Source organism: Roseateles sp., assembly GCF_039929605.1.
Classification (GTDB): Bacteria; Pseudomonadota; Gammaproteobacteria; order Burkholderiales; family Burkholderiaceae_C; genus Pelomonas.
The window spans coordinates 59,195-78,085 of sequence record NZ_JBDSQX010000172.1; the positions used below are offsets into that span (position 1 = coordinate 59,195).

The window sequence follows — 18,891 nt, forward strand, 5'->3', positions numbered from 1 at the left end:
CTCTCATCGCGCCACCGCCGCTCGCATCGACCGCGCCACGTAAAACAGCGCCACCGCCGTCAGCGCGATGCCGACAACGACGCCGGGCAACACCTGGCCCCAGCGCAGCGTTTCGCCCTTCAGCACGGCCAGCATCAGCGTGTTCTGCGCCAGGCCCGGGACCCAGAGATACCAGGCCGCGTCGCCGCCCGGGTTGAGCAGGCTGACCATGGGTGCCAGGCTGATGGCGGTGACGATCAGCGTGCTGCCCGCCTGCGCTTCCTTGAAGGTCTTGGAGCGAATGGCCAGCGCCATCAGCATGGCCGACAGGCCGGCCGCGAGCGGAATCTGCAGCAGCCAGAAGGCCAGCACTTCCTCGATGCCGAACTGGAACATCGCCTGCAGGCTGTCGCTCTTCAGCAGCCATTGCGCGGGCACGAAGCTCAGGGAGGACAGCAGCGCCACCGCCATGCCCAGTAGCGCCACGGCGCCCCACTTGCCGACGACGATGGCGCCGTGCGGCGCGGGGTTCATCAGCAGCGGCTCCAGCGAGCCGCGCTCGCGTTCGCCGGCGGTGCTGTCGAGCGCCGCACTCAAGGCGCCGTAGAGCACGGCCATGATGATGAACATCGGGATGATGCTGCTCAGCCGCGCGGCGCGCGCCTGCACGCTGGCGAGGTCGCGCTCCTGGATGTCGATGGGCTGCAGCAGCTCGATGGACACGCCGCGCATCGCCAGGTTCAGCGACGCGCGCTCGCGGTTGAAGCCCCACAGCACGCGCTGGATAGCCCCGACGCCGGCGCCCGCGCGCTGGTTGGCGCTGTCGCTGACGATCTCCACCGTCGGCACCTCGCCAGCCAGCAGCTGGGCCTCGAAGTCCTTGGGCACGACGAGCACCGGCTCAAGCAGTTTCGTGGCGCGCAGCTGGGCTTCGTAGTCGGGCGGCGCGGCCTTGATGGTGTAGGTCTGGCGCTCGATGAAGTTCTTCAGCGTCGGCGCGTTCTCCAGGCCCACGGCCATCAGCTCGCGCCGGTCCGCGCGCTCCTCCAGCGAGGCGATCAGGCCCGACAGCGCCGCCAGCAGCAGCGGGCCCATCAGCAGCGCCGGGATGAGGATGCGCAGCAGCGTGCGACGGTCGCGCAAGGCATCTGCCAGTTCTTTGGTGAAGACGATCCATGCTTGTTTCATGCCGCCACCTCTGCGGGGAATGCGAGTTTCACGAAGGCGTCCTCGAAGCGTTGCTCGCCCGCCTGTTCGAGCAGCTCGGGCACGCTGCCGCGCGCCACGCTGCGGCCGCGGGAGACGATGACGACCTCGTCACATAACTGTTCAACTTCCTGCATGATGTGCGTGGAGAAGACGATGCATTTGCCGCCGCCTGCGGGGCTGCGCAGCCAGCGCAGCGCCTCGCGCAGCGCCCGGGTGGCCAGCACGTCCAGGCCGTTGGTGGGCTCGTCGAGCACGATGTTGGCGGGGTCGTGCACCAGGGCGCGGGCCAGCGCCGTCTTCATGCGTTCGCCCTGGCTGAAGCCCTCGGCGCGGCGGTCCAGGATGGACTGCATTTCCAGCAGCTTCGCCAGCTCGTCGGCGCGTGCGTTCGCCGCGTCCGGGTTCATGCCCTGCAGGCGGCCGAAGTAGGCGATGTTCTCGCGCGCACTCAGGCGCGGGTAGAGGCCGTGCGCGTCGCCGAGGATGCCCATGCGGGCCAGCGCCTTCAGCGGCGCCTCCTGCACGACGATGCCATCGACCGTGATCTGGCCCCGGTCCGGCGCGAACAACCCGCCCAGCATGCGCAGCGTCGTCGTCTTGCCCGCGCCATTGGCGCCCAGCAGGCCGGTGACGCGGCCGTTGGCAGCGGCGACGCTCACGCCCTGCACGGCATGGACCACGCCCTTGCTGCCGCGCTTGAACAGGCCGGCGCCGGTGCGGGTGACGAACTGTTTGTGAACGTCCTGAATGTCGATCATTGGGCGGCCCTCGCTTGCACGGGCTGGAAGGCGGGTGGGCGTGGGATGCGGGTCGCGCAGGCGGCGTCCTGCGGCAGCGCGGCGGCGTCCGTCTTGGCGTCGATGAAGCGGAACATCAGGTCGCGCACGCAGCCCACGGCCATGACGCCGTGGCCGGCCTCGGGCACGACGAGGTGCTGCACGCGCTCCGGGTGGCCGGCGGCGAGCGCCTTGGCGACGCGCTCGCCATGGCGGGCCGGCGTGGCCGGGTCGGCGCCGCCGCTCATGACGAGCACGGGGCTGGGCGCTGGCGGCAGCGTGTAGAAGTCCGCCGGCACGTCGCCGCGGGGCCAGGTCTTGCAGACCCGGTTGTACATGTCGGCGTCGACATGGCCATAGTCCTCGCCCGGCTTGTCGGTGGCGCTGCTCAGCCGGGGCACGTCCTCCGCGCAGATGACGGAGAAGTGCATGCCCATGGCGAGCTTCTGGCCCTTGCCGCCGGTGAAGGCCGTTGTCAGGCCGAACAGGCCTTCAAAGCGGCCCTCGGTCGCCGCTGCGTGGATGGCGGCGGGCAGCGCGGCGGCCAGCGCCGGTTGATAAAGCGGCAGACGCACGGCGCGCAGCAGCAGCTCGCGGTCGACCGTGAAATGCTCGGGTGTGCCGGTCAGCGGCTGGGCCACCGTCACCTGGCGCGGCAGCGAGGCGAGCAGCTTCTGCCAATCGGCGCGCAGGTTGGGGTGGGTCTTGGCGTGCGCGGCGATGAGCTTGTCCAGCGCCGCCTGCGTGTCGGGCGAGAAGCTGGCCGGCAGCACCATGTCCGGCGGCGCTACGCCGTCGATGACGGTGCGGCGCACTTTCGTCGGGAACTGGCGCAGATATTCAAGCGCGGCGCGCGTGCCGTAGCTGCCACCGACGAGGTTCCACTGCGGCACGGCCAGCGCCTCGCGTACGGCCTCCATGTCCTGCATCGCGATCGTCGTCGTGAAGAAGCGCAGGCCACCGTCCTGGCCATACGGCAGCTTCTCCAGCGTGGCGCGGCAGGCGTCGAGGCGGCGCATTTGCGCGGTCGTGTCGAGCTGCTCGGTGATGGGCAGCTGGGTCTCATCCGGGCAATCCAGCGGTGCCGACTTGCCGGTGCCGCGCTGGTCGATGAAGACGAGGTCGCGCCGGTTGTTCAGCCGGGACAGGCGCGGCAGCACGCGCGCGGCCACGCCGATGGCGCTCTGGCCGGGGCCGCCGGCCAGCATCAGCACGGCGTCGGGTTGCTTGTTGCGCGCCATCGCCGGCACGACGAGGTAGTGGATGTCGATCTTCACGCCGTCCGGCCGCGCCGGGTCCAGCGCGCGTTGCAGGCTGCCGCATTGCAGCTCGTTGGGGATGCCGTCGATGCGGCAGGGCTTCAGCGGCGTGGCGGCTTGTGCCGTGGCGGCGGACAGGGCAGCGGCGAGCGCGAGGGCGCGCCGGGCGGGAAAGGGCATGCAGGGCTCCAAGGACCGGATGGCCGCGAGTATCCAGGCCGTTGCGTGCGCCGCCGCCGTGCCAAGGGTGGCCGGTATTTCCGCGCGTCGAATAGCCTCTGGCGCGTGATGAGTGGCGGCCCGTGCTGCAATACGGTCAGGCGCCTTGCGGCCCGTTCTCCCAACCTTCCGACCCGCGGCCTCGCCGCGTGAAAGGCTGAGCGTGCAGACACTCGACGAGATGCGTGACCGTTGCCTGCTTACCCACGAGCAGCATGCCGAGATCGGCGCCTGGGTCAGCCAGGCGCGCACCCCCGAGGCCATCATGGCGATGCCCGAGGGGCTGTGGCGAACGCTGGAATTGGCCAGCGTGTTGATGGACGTGGATGCCGACCTGCGGCGCGAACCGTTGCTGTCGGACGGGTCTTAGGCTTTTTTGGCGGCGGGCGCCATCAGCGTCTGGCAGGCCGATTTGGCCTTGGCATCGCTGCCATCCAGCTTGCCGCAAACGCCGTCGAGCTGCGCCTTGAGCCGGCCCACTGCGGCGGCCTGGGCGGGGCTCTTGTTCCAGTCACCCAGCAGCGTGGCGACCTTCTTCAGCGACCGCTCGCTGCGTTCGTAGAAGGCGCCGGGGTCCTTGGCGGATTCCGCGAACAGCTGGGCTGCGGCCTTCTCGATGCGGGGCGTGTCTTCCGGGCTCAGCTCGATCAACGCGGCGAAGTAGTTCGAGCCCCACTGCAGCCGCGTGGCCGGGCCCTCGCTCTTGTTGAAGGCCTCCTCGTACCAGCGCAGCGCGTCCGCCTTGCGGCCCTGCTTCTTGGCGTTGCTGCCGAGCTGGCTCATCAGGTAGTAGGGCGAGTGGCTGCGGGCCAGCGCTGCCTTCAGCAGCTCGTCGCTGTCCTTCCACAGCCCGGCGCGGCCCAGCAGGTAGGCGGCCTGGGTGACGACGGCCTGGCGCTCGTAGCCGTCGGTGATCTCACGGTTGGCGCGCGCGGCCTGGTCGCGCGCTTCGGCTTGCAGCGAGGTGGGGATGCTCTTGGGATGCGGGTCGTCCTTGCCCGTGTCGAGGCGGGCAAGCTCGATGCGGGCTTGCAGCGCGTTCAGGCGGTCGGCGCGCGAAAGGGTCGAGTCTTCGTTGAGGCGCTTCAGTGCGGCGTCGAACTCGGCGACGAGCTGGGCGCGCGTGTCGCCAGCGGTCGGCGTGATGGCCATGACGAGGTCGGGCGCCTCGTTGCTCAGCACGTCCATCTGGGCACGGGCTTGGGGCCCGTCGGCCAGCACGCCGCGCAGGCGCGGCAGCTGCGCCGGGTCGGCCGCCTTGCCCTCGGCGAGTGCGCCGATGGACTTGAGCCACAGCCGTGTCGTCGTCTCGGCGTCGACACCCTCGCTGGCCTTGGCGAGCTGGGTCAATGTGGCCGGCCGCTCAGCCACGGGCAGCAGTTGCTGCTCATCGGTCTCCCAGCCGTAGAAGCCCAGCAGCCGCCACTCGTTGGCGTTCAGCTTCCTGCCCGCCTTGGCATCGGCCAACACGGCCTTGACCGGCCGGCCGCTGGACAGGCCCAGCTGCAGCACCTTCATGACCTGCGCCGCATCGGCCTCGCCGGGCAGGCGGGTGATCTCGTTGCCGCTCGGATTGAACAGGATCAGCGTCGGGTAGCCGCGCACCTTGAAGCGCGTGCCCAGCTTCTGCGCGCCGGGGCCGTCGCCGTCGATGCCCACGGCGACGAAGGACTTGCTCTGCTCGATGAAGTCGGCGCGATTGAACAGCGTCGCCTTCAGCTGGTTGCACGGCGGGCACCACTTGGCGCCCCAGTACAGCAGCAGCGGCTTCTTCTCCGCCTTGGCCTGGGTGAAGGCACGGTCGATGTCGGCATCGGCCGCGGCGGCCTGCCAGGACACGCCCGGGCTGTTGGTGGCGTGGGCAGGGGCGCAGCTCAGGGAGAGGGCCAGCGCGAGCGTCGAGAAGAGGGGTAGCAGCTTCATGGCAGGCGAGGAAAAGGGGGTGTCGCGATTGTCCCGGGCTTTGCGCCGCGCGAGGCGCGTTTGCCGACGCAGCTTATGAGCTGGCCGCATGAGGCGCGGCGTCGGGCGCCCCGAGCACGCGGCAGGCGAGGTCGGTGTCCATGTACTCGGTGACTTCCATGAGCCGGCCGGCCTGCAGGCGGAACACCATGCAGTAGTGGTTGTTGTAGGCCTCGCCCGCGTGCGTCTGCACCTCGCCCCGGCATTGCACGACGACGTGGTCGCCGTCGGCGATGAAGCGCTGGGCGTGGCTGCGGTAGCGCGTTGCAAAGCGCTGGAACAAGGGCTGCAGCAGCTGACCGCGCACCACGTCGCGCCCGGCCCAGCAGCGCGACCAGGGCGAGACGCCGGCGATGGTCCAGCTGAAGTCCTCATGCATCGCGGCAGCGAAGGGCGCGCCGTCGCCATCGGCCAGCGCGGCGTAGATGGACTGCAGCAGGGCCTTGTTCGCGGCGGGGGTGTCGATGATGTCGATGGCGGTCATGGCTTGCTCCTGGGGTTGAGGGGATTGAGCGGATCAAGCGCTGGGCGCTGGCCGGTGGCGATCCAGTCGTCGTAGAAATCCAGCTTCTGGTCCAGCGCGGCGAGCGCCTCCTGCCAGCGCGTGATGGTCGCCAGCACGTCGGCACGGTGGGCGGCCAGCATGTCGCGTCGCGCGGCCAGGCTCTTGCGGCCTTGGGTGACGAGCTCGGTGTAGCGGCGCATTTCGGCGATGGACATGCCGGTCGTGCGCAGCCTCTCCATCAATTCGAGCCAGGCAACGTGCTGCTCGCGGTAGCGCCGCCGCCCGCCGGCGTCGCGCGCCACGCCGGGCACCAGGCCTTGCGCTTCGTACCAGCGGATCGCATGCACGGACTTGCCGCAACGCGTGGCCAGCGCGCCGATCAGCAGCAGAGGAGGGTCGTCTCGGGGTGCCATGCAGGCATTGGACGACCTAGAGTGCACTCGAAGTCAAGGACCCGTTTCATGCCCAGCACCCGACTCGATCTCGCCCTCGGCCGCCTGCGTGCCGCCGCCCGCCCCGATGTCCTGGCGGACATGGCCCGATTCGGCCTGACGGGCGACGGCCGCCTGGGCCTGGCCGTGCCCACGCTGCGGGCGCTGGCTCGCGAGTTCAAGCGTGATCACGAACTGGCGCTGGCGCTGTGGGATACCGGCATTCCCGACGCGCAGATCCTGGCCGGCATGGTGGCCGAGCCGGCGAAGCTGACCGTCGCGCAGATGGATCACTGGGTGGCCGGCATGGGCGTCTGGGACGTCTGCGATCAGGCCTGCACCAATGCTTTCGTGAAGAGCCCGCTGGCCTGGGACGCCATCCCGCGCTGGGCGGTGCGCCAGCCGGAGTTCGAGAAGCGCGCCGGTTTCACGCTGCTGGCCGTGGCTGCGGTGCACCAGAAGCAGCGGCCGGACGCCGACTTCCTCTCCCGCCTGCTGCTGATCGAAGCGGCGTCAGGCGACGAGCGCAACTTCGTCAAGAAGGCCGTGAACTGGGCGCTGCGCCAGATCGGCAAGCGCAGCGCGGCGCTACGTAAGCCGGCGCTTACTTTGGCAGAACGCTTGTGTGCGCTTGAAGAGAAGTCGGCGCGCTGGATAGGCAGCGACGTCAGGCGGGAGCTGGAATCCTTCTAAAAATGGGGTCAGGTTCGATTAAAAGAGCGCTGCCCATGCAAGGGCTGACTCAAAACGGGGTGCCATAAATCGAACCTGACCCCATTTTCGTATCCCCCTTTGGTGGGAGCTCGGGGGAGATGCCCAAGCTGCATCCCCCATCGCTCCGCCCTCTGGGTGATGTCGCCGGAAGGGCCCACCGCCGATGCTGAGGGTGTGACGTTCTTCACGACGTCCAAGCCCTCAAACCGGAGCCCGCCATGCAACTCTTCAACATTTCACAACCCCGGCCTCTCCCCAAGCTGCCCGTCGCCGTGACGGTGCCGTCGAGTGTTGCGGCGCCGGAGACTGAGCTTGAGGCCAAGCCCGAAAGTTGCGGCTGGTATGACTCCAGCTTCGAGCTCGCTGCGGGCCTGGAGATCTCCGAGCAGGACGACGACCTGCTCTACCAGCTCTGCCAGTACTTCTTGCACTGACTACACCCGGCAGGCCAGCGTCGTCCCTTGCAGGATGGCCCGCTTGGCATCCAGTTCACCGGCCTCCAGCGCGCCGCCGATCAGGTGCACGTTGACGCCCGCCGCGCGCAGCGGACTCTCAAGCTCACGCAGCGGCTCCTGGCCCGCGCATAGCACGATGGTGTCGGCCTCGATGAGCTGGGCATCCTTGCGGTGTTCGCCGTAGCTGACCCACAGGCCCTCGGGAGTGATGCCCTCGTAGTTCACGCTGGCGAGCATGTCCACGTGCTTCATCTTCAGCGCCGCACGGTGAATCCAGCCCGTCGTCTTGCCCAGGCCCGCGCCGGGTTTGCCGGCCTTGCGCTGCAGCAGCGTGATCTGGCGCGTCGGCGCCTCGGGCGCGGGCCGCAGCAGGCCGGCGCGCACCTGCTCGGGGTCGCCCACGCCCCAGTGGCGGCGCCAAGCGGCCGGGTCCAGCGTCAGCGAGTGGCCGGCCTCCAGCAGGTACTCCGCCACGTCGAAGCCGATGCCGCCCGCGCCGACGATGGCGACGCGCGCGCCGACCGGCTTTTCATGCCTCAGCACGTCGATGTAGCTCAGCACCTGGCCGCGGGCCGCGCCCTCGTCCTGGCCCTTGATCTTCGGGTCGCGTGGGCTGACGCCGGTGGCCAGCAGCACCTCGTCGAAGCCCTTCAGGTCTTCGGCCGCGACCCGGCAGTTCAGCCGCAGGTCGATGCCGGTGATCTCGATGCGCCGGCGGAAATAGCGCAGCGTCTCGCTGAACTCCTCCTTGCCCGGAATGCGCTTGGCCATGTTGAACTGGCCGCCGACCTCGGCCGCCGAGTCGAACAGCGTCACCGCGTGGCCGCGCTCGGCCAGCGTCGTCGCTGCTGCCAGGCCCGCCGGGCCGGCGCCGACGACGGCGATGCGCTTCTTCGCGGCCCCGGTCGAAGCCAGCGGCCGCACCACGATCTCCTGCTCGTAGGCCGCACGCGGGTTCACGAGGCAGGTCGAGATCTTCTGCGCGAAGGTGTGGTCCAGGCAGGCCTGGTTGCAGGCGATGCAGGTGTTGATCTCGTCGGCCCGGCCCTGGCGCGCCTTGCGCACGAACTCCGGGTCGGCCAGGAAGGGCCGCGCCATCGACACCATGTCGGCCGAGCCATCCGCCAGCACGCCTTCGGCTACCTCCGGCGTGTTGATGCGGTTGCTGGTGATCAGCGGCGTCGTGATGCCTTCCGCCCGCAACTGGGCCCGAAGCTTTGCAGTGACCCACGCAAACCCCGCCCGCGGCACGCTGGTCGCAATCGTCGGAATGCGCGCCTCGTGCCAGCCAATGCCGGTGTTGATGAGGTTCGCGCCGCCGCGCGCCACGCGCCGTGCCAGCTCCAGCACCTCGTCCCACGAGCTGCCGTTGGGGATGAGATCCAGCATCGACAGCCGGTAGATGACGATGAAGTCCGGCCCCACCGCCTCGCGCATGCGCGCCAGGATCTCCAGCGGCAGGCGCATGCGGTTCTCGTAGGACCCACCCCAGCCGTCCTCGCGCTGGTTGGTGTGCGTGGCGAGGAACTGGTTGATGAAATAACCCTCCGAGCCCATCACCTCCACGCCGTCGTAGCCGGCCTCGCGGGCCAGCTTCGCGCAGCGGATGAAGGCGCGGATCTGCCGTTCGATGCCGCGCGCCGACAGCTCGCGCGGCGTGAACGGCGAGATCGGGCTCTGGATGCGCGACGGCGCCACGCACAGCGGCGAGTAGCCGTAGCGGCCCGTGTGCAGGATCTGCAGGGCGATCTTGCCGCCCTCGGCATGCACGGCGTCCGTGATGAGCTTGTGCCGCCGGGCTGCGCCCGAAGTCGCCAGCGTGCCGGCAAACGGCTTCGCCCAGCCCTCGATGTTGGGCGCGAAGCCGCCCGTCACGATCAGCCCCACCTCGCCGCGAGCCCGCTCGGCGAAGTACACGGCCATGCGCTCGAAGTGCTTGCGCCCGTCCTCCAGGCCCGTGTGCATGCTGCCCATCAGCACCCGGTTCTTCAGTGTCGTGAAGCCCAGGTCCAGCGGCGCGAGGAGGCGGGGATAGTTCATGCGGGCGATGCTACCCAGCGCAGCCCGCCCGGCGTTGGCGGTTTCACCTCAGCTCGGGAGGGTGCGCAGCAACAGTTCTTCACCCGCCGCTAGACAGCGGCAATGGGGACATCGCCGGCTTGGGTTCTAATCGCGAGTCCGCGTTTTGGGATTCAACCCGGCGGTTTGGTTTTTTCGGAGAGTTCTCGATGCAATTCACCCCCTGGGCCACCCGTCTGGTCTTGACGCTGAGTTTGTCGGCCACTGCACTCCTGACCGCCTGTGGCGGCAAGGGCGGCGACGGCGGCAACACTCAAGTACGCCTGCTGAATGCCACGCAGTCCTACGCCACCCTTGATCTGACGGTCAAAGACAAGACGGTCAACAGCAAGGTTGCCTACGGTACGGTGGGCGATTACGCCAGCGTAGACAGCGGCGAAAGCGCCACCAGGGTGCTGGCTGGCGACGCCGCCACCAGCATCGCGGCGACAACGCCCACCCTCGTGGGCGGTGTCAACTACACCTACATCGCCTACGGTTTTGCCGGTGCCGTGCGAACCAGCCTGCTGCAGGAAGACCAGGCCGCGCCGGATGCCGGCAAGGCCAAGCTGCAGATCGTCAACCTGGCCCTCGACGCCGGCCAGGTGGACGTCTACCTGCTCGGCCCCAATGACGCCGTCGACACCGTCACCGCTTCTACCTCCGGGCTGAATGGTGGCACCGGCAGCGGCTACATCTCGCAGAACGCAGGCACCTACCGCCTGCGCGTCACCGGCGCCGCCAAGCGCAGCGACCTGCGGCTGGACGTGCCCGCCATCACACTGGACTCAGCCGGCGTGCACACACTGATCCTGACGTCCGCCAGCAGCGGCACGTTGGTCAATGGCATCGTGCTGACGCAGAAGGGCACCGCCAAGGCTTTCGCCAACACGCTGGCGCGTGTGCGCGCGGTCAACGCGCTGGCTGGCGCGCCCACCGTGGCCGCTTCCGTCAACGGCATCACCCTGCTGCCGGCCTCGCTGCCGCCCAACGTTAGCGAATACGTCAGCCTGCCCGCAGGCGGCGGCAACGCCACCGTCACGGTCGACGGCGCTGCAATCGGCGTCACCTCCCAGACGATGGCGGCCGGCAGCGACTACACGCTGCTGGTCTCCGGCACCGCAGGCACCGCTGCTGGTGTGTGGATCACCGATGACAACCGCCTTCCGACCGTCAGCGGCACCGCCAAGATCCGCCTGATCAACGGCCTGTCGGACCCCACCGCAGTCACCACGCTGAATGTCGACTACACCGCCGTCGTCAGCAACGTGCTGCCGGGCACCGCGTCCGCCGCGCAGACCATCAATGCCGGCACGACCGGCTCGCTGATCACCGTCAACTCGCCGCTGCAGCTGACGCCGCTGTACAACCCGGCCACCGGCATCTCCACGACCGGCTTGACGCAGCTCAGCAGCGGCGGCGTCTACTCGGTCTTTGTTCTGGGCGACCCGAAGGCCGCCACGGTCGCCGGCAAGCTCGCCAAGGACCGCTGAGCAAGCGCTCAAACCGCGTCTCGACAGCCCCTCGCGCCGCCCGGCCCGAGGGGCTTTTTACTTTCCGGCATGAAGATTGACTCATGTCCGTGCCCACGCGCTTTCACCTGCAGCGCCTGCGCCAGCTCTGGCGCAGCGCCGGCTGGCCCTGCCAGGACCTCGTCGAGATCGAGCTGCTCGCGGCCGAGTGGGTCGAGCGCCTGACTGACCCCGACGGCCGCGAGCGCCTGCGCGTGACCGACCTCGGCGTGACGCTGATCGCCGATTCGCTGACGCGCAACCGCGCCGCACGCGACGCGCACGAGCTGCTCGTCGAGCGCGTGGCCGTCGAGATGCAGCGCGCCGGCCGCATCGCCTGGCGCGGCCTTGCGCTGCGCGCTGGCCTGCCCCAGGAGGACGGCAAGCTCCTGTGGGTCAATGCCATGCCCGACGTCTATTCCATCCGTCACAGCACGGTCGAGGACTACCTCGAACCCGCCATCCACGAGATCAAGGTCAGCCGCGCCGACCTGCTCGGAGAGCTGCGCCGGCCAGCCAAATCCGCCGCCTACCGCGCCCTGTGCGGCCAATGCTGGTTCGTCATCAAGGCGGGCATTGCCGAGCCCGAGGAGATCCCGCCCGAGTACGGGGTGCTGATTGGCCACGCCACTCACCTTGAACTCGCCCGCCCGGCGCCCAAACGCGCCTGCAAGCCCGACTTTGCGACCTGGATGGCCCTGGCCCGCGCCACGCCGCTGGCGCCGCCGGACGACGATCCACAATCGCTGCTCTGAGACGCCCGCCCGGATGACTACCGCCCCCAAAACACCCGTTCCCGCCGAGGCCTCGCCCTGGCTTGCCGCAGCCTGCCCGCGCTGCGGCGGCGGCTTCGAGTGCGGCGTGAATGCCGGGCACTGCGACTGTTTCGGCGTCCGCCTGACCGACGCGTTGCGCGCCGAGTTGGCCGCGCGCTATCCCGGCCGCTGCCTGTGCCTGCGCTGCCTGCGCGAACTCGTCGACGCCGATGCCCGGCAGCCGGGCGGCGCCAAGGCCTTGGCATGATGCCGCGATGCCCGCTCTCGACCGCATCGCCCCGCCGCTCTTCATCTTCATCTGGGCCACCGGCTACATCGTTGCCAAGCTGGCCGCGCCGTACGCAGACCCGCTGACCTTCCTGAGCTGGCGTTACGCCGGCGTCGTCGCGCTGATGCTGGGCCTGGCCTTTGCCGCGCGGGCGCAGTGGCCGACGCGGCGCGAGATGCTGCATCTGGCCGTCGCCGGCATCGGCATCCAGGCCCTCTATCTCGCAGGCGTCTGGGTGGCCATCCGCCAGGGCCTGCCGGCGGGCACGGCGGCGCTTGTCGTCAACCTGCAGCCGGTGCTGGTGGCCGGGCTGGCGCCGCTGATCGGCGAGCGCGTCGCGCCCCGGCAGTGGCTGGGCGTGGCGCTCGGCCTGGCCGGCGTCGTGCTCGTCATCTGGCACAAACTCAACCTCGGCGCCGGCTTCGGCCCGCCGCTGCTGCTGTGCCTGCTGGCCTTGCTCGGCATCACCGCCGGCACGCTGTACCAGAAGCGCTTCGTGCCCCATTTCGACCTGCGCACCGGCCAGGTCGTGCAGTTCACGGCCGCGCTGGCCGTCACGCTGCCGCTGGCCTGGGCTTTCGAGCCCATGCGCATCGAGTGGAACGCGCAGGTGCTCATCGCCATGGCCTGGAGCATCCTGGTGCTGACGGCGGGCGGCATCAGCCTGATGTTCTACATGCTGCGCCATGGCCGCGTCACGGCCGTCACCAGCACCATGTATCTGGTGCCTTCTGTCACCTCGGTGATGGCGTGGCTTTTGTTCGGCGAGACACTCGGCGCCCAAGCCATCGCCGGCATGGTGGTCACGCTGTTGGGCGTCTATCTGGTGGTGGCAAGAAAGAGACCGGAGACCCTGCCATGACCCGAGCGCATCACAAGTTCTGGCCCGCCCGCGTGCCCCACGCCATCGCCCCGCCGGCTACCGCCCTGCCGGACAACCTGCTCGTCAGCGCGCGCCGCTTCCCACAGCGGCCGGCGCTGGTCTTCCTGGGCCACAAGACGACCTACGCCGAGCTGGCCGCGCAGGTCGAGCACCTGTCCGCCTGGCTGGCCGAGCGTGGCGTGAAGAAGGGCGACCGCGTGCTGGTGGGCCTGCAGAACTGCCCGCAGCTCGTCGTCGCCCACTACGCCATCCTCAGCGCCAACGCCGTCGTCGTGCCGGTGAACCCGATGAACAAGGCGGCCGAGCTCAAGCACCTCATCGCGGACAGCGGCGGCGTGCTGGCCATCACCAGCGCCGACCTCAGCGCCGAGTGGCTGTCCGCCGGCATGGCGGCCAAGGACCTGCTCGTCACGCGGCTGGCCGAAGTGCTGCCCGGGGGGCACACCGGCGGTGAAGGCTTGCCCGCCGGTTGGGCCGACTGGCTCAACGCCGACATCGCCCTGCCCCACGGCGCCACCGCCTGGGCCGACGCGCTGGCCTGCACCGCCGCCGCGCCACAGACAACCGTCGGCGCCGACGACCTTGCCCTGCTGGGCTACACCAGCGGCACCACCGGCCACCCCAAGGGCTGCATGCACCGGCACAGCAGCCTGCAACACAACGTCTTCGCGGGTGCGCTGTGGGCCAACGTCTGCCACGAAGATGTGGTGCTGGGCGTCGTGCCCATGTTCCACATCACCGGCATGGTCGTCGTCATGCACGGCACGTTCGCGGCAGGCGCCAGCCTCGTGCTGATGCCGCGCTGGCAGCGCGAATACGCCGCGCGGCTCATCCAGGAGCACCGCGTCACCCGCTGGACCAACATCCCCACCATGGTCATCGACCTGCTCGCCAGCCCGCAGGTGGACAGCTTCGACCTCAGCAGCATCGTCACCATCGGCGGCGGTGGCGCGGCCATGCCGCAGGCCATCGCCGAGCGGCTGTGGCAACGCTACGGCCTGCGCTACATGGAAGGCTACGGCCTCACCGAGACGGCCGCGCCCAGCCACGGCAACCCCTACGACGCGCCCAAGCAGCAATGCCTCGGCGTGCCCTACCTGAGCTGCGACGCCCGCGTCGTCGACCCCGACACGCAGCGTGAGCTGCCCGTCGGCGAGGCCGGCGAAATCATCGTCCGCGGCCCCATGGTCTTTGAGGGTTACTGGCGCCACCCGGAGGCCACCCGCGCCGCCTTCATCGAGTTCGAGGGCAAACGCTTCTTCCGCACCGGCGACATCGGCTTTGTGGACGCCGACGGCTACTTCTTCATGACCGACCGCCTCAAGCGCATGATCAACGCCAGCGGCTTCAAGGTCTGGCCGGCCGAGGTGGAGAACCTCATGCACGCCCACCCCGGCGTCGCCGAGGCCTGCATCGTCTCGGCGCCCGACGCCTACCGCGGCGAGACCGTCAAGGCTGTTGTCGTCAAGCGCGCGGGGCATGAGGCGCTGACGGAGGAGCAACTGCGCGACTGGTGTAAGGCCAACATGGCCGCCTACAAGGTGCCGGCCCGCATCCAGTTCGTCGACAACCTGCCCAAGAGCGGCGCGGGCAAGGTGATGTGGCGGGCGTTGCAGGAGCGGGAGAAGGCAGCCGGTGGTGGCTGAAACCGGGGCCCTGAGGCTGATTGAGATCGTGCGCAGCTCGCCAGCCTTCATGGCCGCGCTGCGGGCCGGCCGCGCGCTCGGCCTGGCGCAGTGGTGCATCGGGGCAGGCGCGCTGCGCAACCTCGTGTGGGACCACCTGCATGGGCACGCTGAGCCCACCCGGCCTGCCGATGTGGACTTCGCCTATTTCTGCGACTTGGACCTCGGTGCCGAGCGCGACCAGGCGCTGCAGCAGCAACTCGCCGACCTCTGCCCGGATGTGCCCTGGGAGGTCACCAACCAGGCCGGCGTGCACCTGTGGTTCGATCGCCATTTCGGCCATGCCGTCGAGCCCTTGCATTCGCTGGAAGAAGCCATCGCCAGCTGGCCCGAGCCCGCCACCGCCGTCGGCATGTGGCTGGACGACCACGACGCACTGCACGTCATCGCGCCCCACGGCCTGGCCGACCTGCTGGACATGCGCATCCGCCGCAACCCGGTGCGCGTCAGTGTCGAGACCTACCGGCAGCGATGTGCGAGCAAGCGTTACGCCGAGCGCTGGCCGAGCGTGGTGGTTGAGCTGGGGTGAACGCATCCCACCGGGGATGGAGGAAGAAAACGGACCGGAGGACCGAAAGTCGAGCCAGGCGCGAAAGCCATCAATGATCTTGCGGATTTTGTCGAGGCTGTGACGAAGACTTCGTTCCGCCTTGCGCATCCAGCAGCTGGGGCAACAAGCTCATGCGGTGACAGGTCGGCCAAAAGCTGACTGAAGGTAAGGCGTCAGATGGCGCTACTTGGCAAATTCTCGTGTCTACCGAGCCAGTGCATCAACTATGTCCTGGCTGAGTTTGCTTCTTAGCGCTTGTAAGCTGGCGCGACTTGCAGGGGTTGCCAAGTCGCTGTCACATATACCCTTTCTCGATGTGAACATCGAGCCCCCTGCCAGCTAACACGCGATTCTTGGCGGCGAACATCAAGCTAAGCCAGTTTTTGTGCCCCCGCCCGTTCCCAGGAGCGAGCCGCGACCTCCGTGGTCCAGTCGCTCTCGCCCTGAGAGATCGACGTGCCATCGCCGCGCGTGAGCGCCGTAGTCAACGAGCTCTTGCCCGCCCCGGTGCGACCGAACAAGGCGATGTTGAAGGTGTCCAGGCCGAGTCGCTGGCGCTTGATGAGTTGAGCCAAGCGCGTGCGTTTTTCCTCGACCTCCCGCCTGAACGCCTCGACGATGTGGTCGCATCCGGCCCCGATGCGATCGGGGCCGACGCGATGCAGTGCCTCGTCCAGCCTCAAGTCCAGTTCCAGCCGAGTGCCCAGGATCTTCAGGTATTCCGCTTTGCTGGTCTCCACCACCGCCTGGGCCAGGCTCTGAAGGGATCTCGGAGGTTCGGACATGCTCGGTCCGTCGCTCGGATCACCGATCACGGTGGCCGAGTCGAGTTGCAGTGGGGTCATGATGTTTCCGATGTCATCATTGACGGCACCCTCCGGTCAGATCGCTGGTGATCCTCAGCAGTGCCAGATCGATGGCGTTTGCGTGGCGCTGCTGAAGCGGGCTGGCGCCGCATTCGGGGCAATGCAGGAAATACTCGCCCGGAATTAGCGCGTCGCTGCGCGAAGCAACGGTCTGCTTCCAGTGGCAGGAGGTGCAGCTATAAGTCTTTTTAGGCGGCTTCACTGGCACGGCAGACCATCGCAGAATGGAATGTGCGGTTCGGTCAGCCGGGCTGACCGGTTCGCTCGGCCTGCTCTTCGGCGCGCATGCGGGCCTTCTTCGTAATCCAGGTTGTGTAGGTGCTCAGTGCGGCCGCAGAAAGCAAGCCAGAAACAAAGCAGATAGCGAAGGCGGTCAAGCTCTCCAAGGGGCGGTTGTCGCTGCTGTACACAAATTTCCTTTCAAATCTGACTGGGAGGAATGGGTAGCCAGGTGAGCTAGTCTCTCAGCGCGTTTGACAGATCGTGTCGCACCGAACGACGGTGGACAAGGCGGTCGCATGCTGGTTGACACTCGATATATTGCGAGTGCCGTGCCAGCGCCGGCCACGCACAGCGGCCGATATAAATCAAAGAGTTACCGGAGTGACAGGATCGCATCCTGGAATAATATTTACGCCGATATTAAGCATTCTTACTTGCTTTCTGAAACGGTTGGCTTGGACAACTCGCAGTGAGTCGACGCAGTTCCTGCGCCGCTGACTGCTCCAAAGCAAGTTGGCCGTTGACCCCTTGGAAGTTGGCTCGCAGGCTGCCGGGGTGATGAGCGCGCAACCACGCAGTCACCTCGTCACAGTGCTGCAGCGCAAGCTCCTCGTCGAACCACACAGACCGCGGGTGGCCCGCTTGGTAATGGATGAGGCTGTCGCCCGCAGGTGCCGTGACCTTCGTCGTGGGCAAGTCCGACCACACAAGTCGCCCTAGCAACTGCAACTGTCCTTTGTGCCCGGGCGGCGTCTTCACGACCCAGATGTCATCCGGGGACCGTTGTTGCAGTTCATCCAGTTTTTCCCTGGCAGAACGAAAGTAGCCGATACGGCCCTCGCGCAGGTCAGCCGCGTAGTCTTTCCAGTAGTACAGAACGTCCATGTCAGGCTTTTAGGAGTAGAGGGCCGCATTCGCGGCGCAGTGTGATTCGACGAACTCGAGCCAAGGTTGGTACCAGTACCAGGTCTTGACAACCAGTACGCCCAAACCTTTGGAAGCGTGCTTCGCGTCGAGCTCCTTCCACAGCACCGTGTGGCCGTGCATCGTGAAGCGTGGGTAGTCAATGGGACTAAGAAGGCTGATATCTTGAAGGTCGACTGCGGCGTCTTCGTAGCCGCATCGCTGCTCCAGCCAGGCGCAGTACGCAGCGCTGCGCCCATGTGGGTAGTTGGTCAGCAGGCAGACCCGATCGAACTTCAGCGCCCCTGCAAGTGCCGTGGCGATGGGGCCTTCGCCTGACGGGGACATGCCCTCCGAGGCTTGATGGTCAGCATTGCCGATCCACGAGACAAGCCATTTTTTGTTAGCCATCGCTGATGGTAAGCAATTTTCAGGTGTGTAAATCCATTTACGTGCCCAAGCTATACGGAGCCGCAGGTTCGGCGCGCAGCAGGTATCGCCTGTGTTTCGCAGACCTCGTCACGCGAATAAATGGTGTGCAGTGCAACCACGACGTGGTGCGCCCTTGTTGTTGCCCTGACTGACTCCGTGATGTGCGGGCGGAATCGCGCCAAATAGTTGACGTGCCTTACGTGGGATATGGGTCGTGCGGCTTCACGACTCTAAATGCGCGCACTTCGCCGCAGCCGTTGGCCGTTACGGCTTCGGCTCGATGGACTGGTCCGTGCGTCGGAAATCCCAGCATGTTGGAAGCCGTTGGTGGCATGCCGGAAGACACACGGCAGTTTTTCGCTACTGTCAGTGATCCGCATGGCTAGTAGGTCATACGACATTGGCACGCATCGGCATTGGGCCAACAAGGCCTGCAGGTGAACGCACGCCTCGCGGCCCAATACCGCTACGCGCTGGTCAGCCCCAACGCGGAGCGACTGCTTCAGACCTACGATGCTGCCGAAGCGCATATCCGCAATGGGCACATTTCTGTACCTCGATTCAGCGGCCTCCTCGGCAGCTGTACGCCGATAGCCGAAGTTCAAGATTTATGACGCGGGACTACACCGCAGCGGGAACGGCTTCGTCCCACTGACTTGCTCCCTGAAGCACTATTCCATCTTTCGCGGTCAATTCTTCGACAGCAAGCCAAGGCCCGGAAATGCTCTTGCCCAAAAGCAGAGTTCCAGAACGCCGCCAGCGACGAGCAACCCTAGCGCTCCGCTGGACATGCCGAGTGCATAGGACGCCAATGCGGCCAGAAGGATCGCAGCGGTGATCAGGCCATGAGACATGAGAATCTCCACAGTGGCTAGCGACGGTGCTAACCAATTGTGCGCGAGGACTGCATGACATATCGCCGTCCCAGCGGACGGCCGCTTTCAGCCTGGTGCTGAGCGTCGATGAACCTCGGCTTTGGGCACCGAACTGCCTCTCGAAACGCCGACCGCCAGGCCGCCGGCGGCTTGGTGCCCAAAGCTGAAGTTCGCCGAACTTCGGCAATTGGCTTGCTACAGCCGCTCCGCTTTGGCGGCCTAGCACCAGAAAGGCCGTTGATCCCACGAGATCAGCGCAAACCCTAGACCTTCAGCGCAGTGTGAAAAATCACCCAGTTCCAGAAGGCGAACGTCACACATCTATCAGCAAAATCCACCTGCATTGAAATGAC

Annotated in this window: 22 protein-coding genes; 10 read left to right on the plus strand and 12 right to left on the minus strand. The window is 67.4% G+C overall.

What is annotated here, in order from left to right; all coding sequences use genetic code 11:
• Positions 1-3: 3 nt before the first annotated feature.
• The 3 genes from ABIS05_RS23355 to ABIS05_RS23365 are packed head-to-tail and all read right to left on the minus strand — an operon-like array spanning position 4 to position 3,403.
• On the minus strand, positions 4-1,167 hold the full coding sequence (locus tag ABIS05_RS23355) for an ABC transporter permease subunit (RefSeq protein ID WP_348010494.1): 1,164 nt from the start codon (positions 1,165-1,167) through the stop codon (positions 4-6).
• Positions 1,164-1,946, minus strand: a complete 783-nt coding sequence (locus ABIS05_RS23360; RefSeq protein ID WP_348010495.1) for an ATP-binding cassette domain-containing protein — start codon at positions 1,944-1,946, stop codon at positions 1,164-1,166. Before ABIS05_RS23360 ends, ABIS05_RS23355 begins: the two co-directional genes overlap by 4 nt.
• On the minus strand, positions 1,943-3,403 hold the full coding sequence (locus ABIS05_RS23365) for an alpha/beta fold hydrolase (RefSeq protein ID WP_348010496.1): 1,461 nt from the start codon (positions 3,401-3,403) through the stop codon (positions 1,943-1,945). Before ABIS05_RS23365 ends, ABIS05_RS23360 begins: the two co-directional genes overlap by 4 nt.
• A gap of 202 nt (positions 3,404-3,605) precedes the next feature.
• On the opposite strand from ABIS05_RS23365, the gene ABIS05_RS23370 reads away from it, so the two are divergent.
• On the plus strand, positions 3,606-3,812 hold the full coding sequence (locus tag ABIS05_RS23370) for a hypothetical protein (protein ID WP_348010497.1): 207 nt from the start codon (positions 3,606-3,608) through the stop codon (positions 3,810-3,812).
• Here ABIS05_RS23370 and ABIS05_RS23375 read toward each other — a convergent pair.
• The 3 genes from ABIS05_RS23375 to ABIS05_RS23385 form a co-directional block, all read right to left on the minus strand.
• Positions 3,809-5,365, minus strand: coding sequence for a thioredoxin family protein (locus ABIS05_RS23375; protein ID WP_348010498.1), 1,557 nt, complete (start codon positions 5,363-5,365; stop codon positions 3,809-3,811). The two genes, ABIS05_RS23370 and ABIS05_RS23375, sit on opposite strands and share 4 nt — an antisense overlap.
• A gap of 73 nt (positions 5,366-5,438) precedes the next feature.
• Positions 5,439-5,888: a nuclear transport factor 2 family protein gene (locus tag ABIS05_RS23380; RefSeq protein WP_348010499.1), complete on the minus strand. Its 450-nt coding sequence runs from the start codon at positions 5,886-5,888 to the stop codon at positions 5,439-5,441.
• On the minus strand, positions 5,885-6,322 hold the full coding sequence (locus ABIS05_RS23385) for a MerR family transcriptional regulator (RefSeq protein ID WP_348010500.1): 438 nt from the start codon (positions 6,320-6,322) through the stop codon (positions 5,885-5,887). The genes ABIS05_RS23380 and ABIS05_RS23385 overlap by 4 nt, the downstream gene beginning before the upstream one ends.
• A gap of 48 nt (positions 6,323-6,370) precedes the next feature.
• Between ABIS05_RS23385 and ABIS05_RS23390 the strand changes: the two genes are divergently transcribed.
• Together ABIS05_RS23390 and ABIS05_RS23395 are read left to right on the plus strand one after the other, a co-directional pair.
• Positions 6,371-7,033 (plus strand): DNA alkylation repair protein, encoded by a 663-nt coding sequence (locus ABIS05_RS23390; protein ID WP_348010501.1) that lies wholly within the window; start codon positions 6,371-6,373, stop codon positions 7,031-7,033.
• Between the two features lie 239 nt (positions 7,034-7,272).
• A complete protein-coding gene (locus ABIS05_RS23395; protein WP_348010502.1) occupies positions 7,273-7,488 on the plus strand; it encodes a hypothetical protein in 216 nt (71 codons plus the stop codon).
• Here the strand turns inward: ABIS05_RS23395 and ABIS05_RS23400 are convergent, their stop codons facing one another.
• Positions 7,489-9,549, minus strand: a complete 2,061-nt coding sequence (locus tag ABIS05_RS23400; protein ID WP_348010503.1) for an NADPH-dependent 2,4-dienoyl-CoA reductase — start codon at positions 9,547-9,549, stop codon at positions 7,489-7,491. It lies immediately after the preceding gene.
• A 188-nt stretch (positions 9,550-9,737) separates the two neighbouring features.
• Between ABIS05_RS23400 and ABIS05_RS23405 the strand changes: the two genes are divergently transcribed.
• From ABIS05_RS23405 to ABIS05_RS23430, 6 genes are all read left to right on the plus strand, one after another.
• Entirely contained in the window at positions 9,738-11,060 is a 1,323-nt protein-coding gene (locus ABIS05_RS23405) for a DUF4397 domain-containing protein (protein WP_348010504.1), read from the plus strand.
• Positions 11,061-11,143: 83 nt separating this feature from the next.
• The gene (locus tag ABIS05_RS23410; RefSeq protein WP_348010505.1) at positions 11,144-11,833 is read left to right on the plus strand and encodes a hypothetical protein; all 690 of its coding nucleotides are present in this window, start codon (positions 11,144-11,146) and stop codon (positions 11,831-11,833) included.
• A gap of 13 nt (positions 11,834-11,846) precedes the next feature.
• Complete coding sequence (locus ABIS05_RS23415; protein ID WP_348010506.1) at positions 11,847-12,101, plus strand: cysteine-rich CWC family protein; 255 nt, start codon at positions 11,847-11,849, stop codon at positions 12,099-12,101.
• 7 nt (positions 12,102-12,108) lie between these two features.
• The gene (locus ABIS05_RS23420) at positions 12,109-12,984 is read left to right on the plus strand and encodes a DMT family transporter (protein ID WP_348010507.1); all 876 of its coding nucleotides are present in this window, start codon (positions 12,109-12,111) and stop codon (positions 12,982-12,984) included.
• On the plus strand, positions 12,981-14,651 hold the full coding sequence (locus tag ABIS05_RS23425) for a long-chain-fatty-acid--CoA ligase (RefSeq protein ID WP_348010508.1): 1,671 nt from the start codon (positions 12,981-12,983) through the stop codon (positions 14,649-14,651). Before ABIS05_RS23420 ends, ABIS05_RS23425 begins: the two co-directional genes overlap by 4 nt.
• 28 nt (positions 14,652-14,679) lie before the next feature.
• Positions 14,680-15,219 carry a nucleotidyltransferase family protein gene (locus tag ABIS05_RS23430; RefSeq protein WP_348063346.1) on the plus strand — a complete coding sequence of 180 codons (540 nt, stop codon included), beginning with the start codon at positions 14,680-14,682 and terminating at the stop codon, positions 15,217-15,219.
• A 392-nt stretch (positions 15,220-15,611) separates the two neighbouring features.
• On the opposite strand, the gene ABIS05_RS23435 is transcribed toward ABIS05_RS23430, so the two are convergent.
• The 4 genes from ABIS05_RS23435 to ABIS05_RS23450 all read right to left on the minus strand — a co-directional run bounded on the left by ABIS05_RS23435 (position 15,612) and on the right by ABIS05_RS23450 (position 17,642).
• A complete protein-coding gene (locus tag ABIS05_RS23435) occupies positions 15,612-16,085 on the minus strand; it encodes a hypothetical protein (protein ID WP_348010510.1) in 474 nt (157 codons plus the stop codon).
• A 263-nt stretch (positions 16,086-16,348) separates the two neighbouring features.
• Positions 16,349-16,492, minus strand: coding sequence for a hypothetical protein (locus tag ABIS05_RS23440; RefSeq protein WP_348010511.1), 144 nt, complete (start codon positions 16,490-16,492; stop codon positions 16,349-16,351).
• 256 nt (positions 16,493-16,748) lie between these two features.
• Positions 16,749-17,213, minus strand: a complete 465-nt coding sequence (locus ABIS05_RS23445; RefSeq protein ID WP_348010512.1) for a hypothetical protein — start codon at positions 17,211-17,213, stop codon at positions 16,749-16,751.
• Positions 17,214-17,222: 9 nt separating this feature from the next.
• A complete protein-coding gene (locus ABIS05_RS23450; RefSeq protein WP_348010513.1) occupies positions 17,223-17,642 on the minus strand; it encodes a hypothetical protein in 420 nt (139 codons plus the stop codon).
• A gap of 458 nt (positions 17,643-18,100) precedes the next feature.
• On the opposite strand from ABIS05_RS23450, the gene ABIS05_RS23455 reads away from it, so the two are divergent.
• A complete protein-coding gene (locus ABIS05_RS23455) occupies positions 18,101-18,277 on the plus strand; it encodes a hypothetical protein (protein WP_348010514.1) in 177 nt (58 codons plus the stop codon).
• Positions 18,278-18,352: 75 nt separating this feature from the next.
• Here the strand turns inward: ABIS05_RS23455 and ABIS05_RS23460 are convergent, their stop codons facing one another.
• Positions 18,353-18,517 carry a hypothetical protein gene (locus ABIS05_RS23460; protein ID WP_348010515.1) on the minus strand — a complete coding sequence of 55 codons (165 nt, stop codon included), beginning with the start codon at positions 18,515-18,517 and terminating at the stop codon, positions 18,353-18,355.
• Between the last annotated feature and the right edge of the window lie 374 nt (positions 18,518-18,891).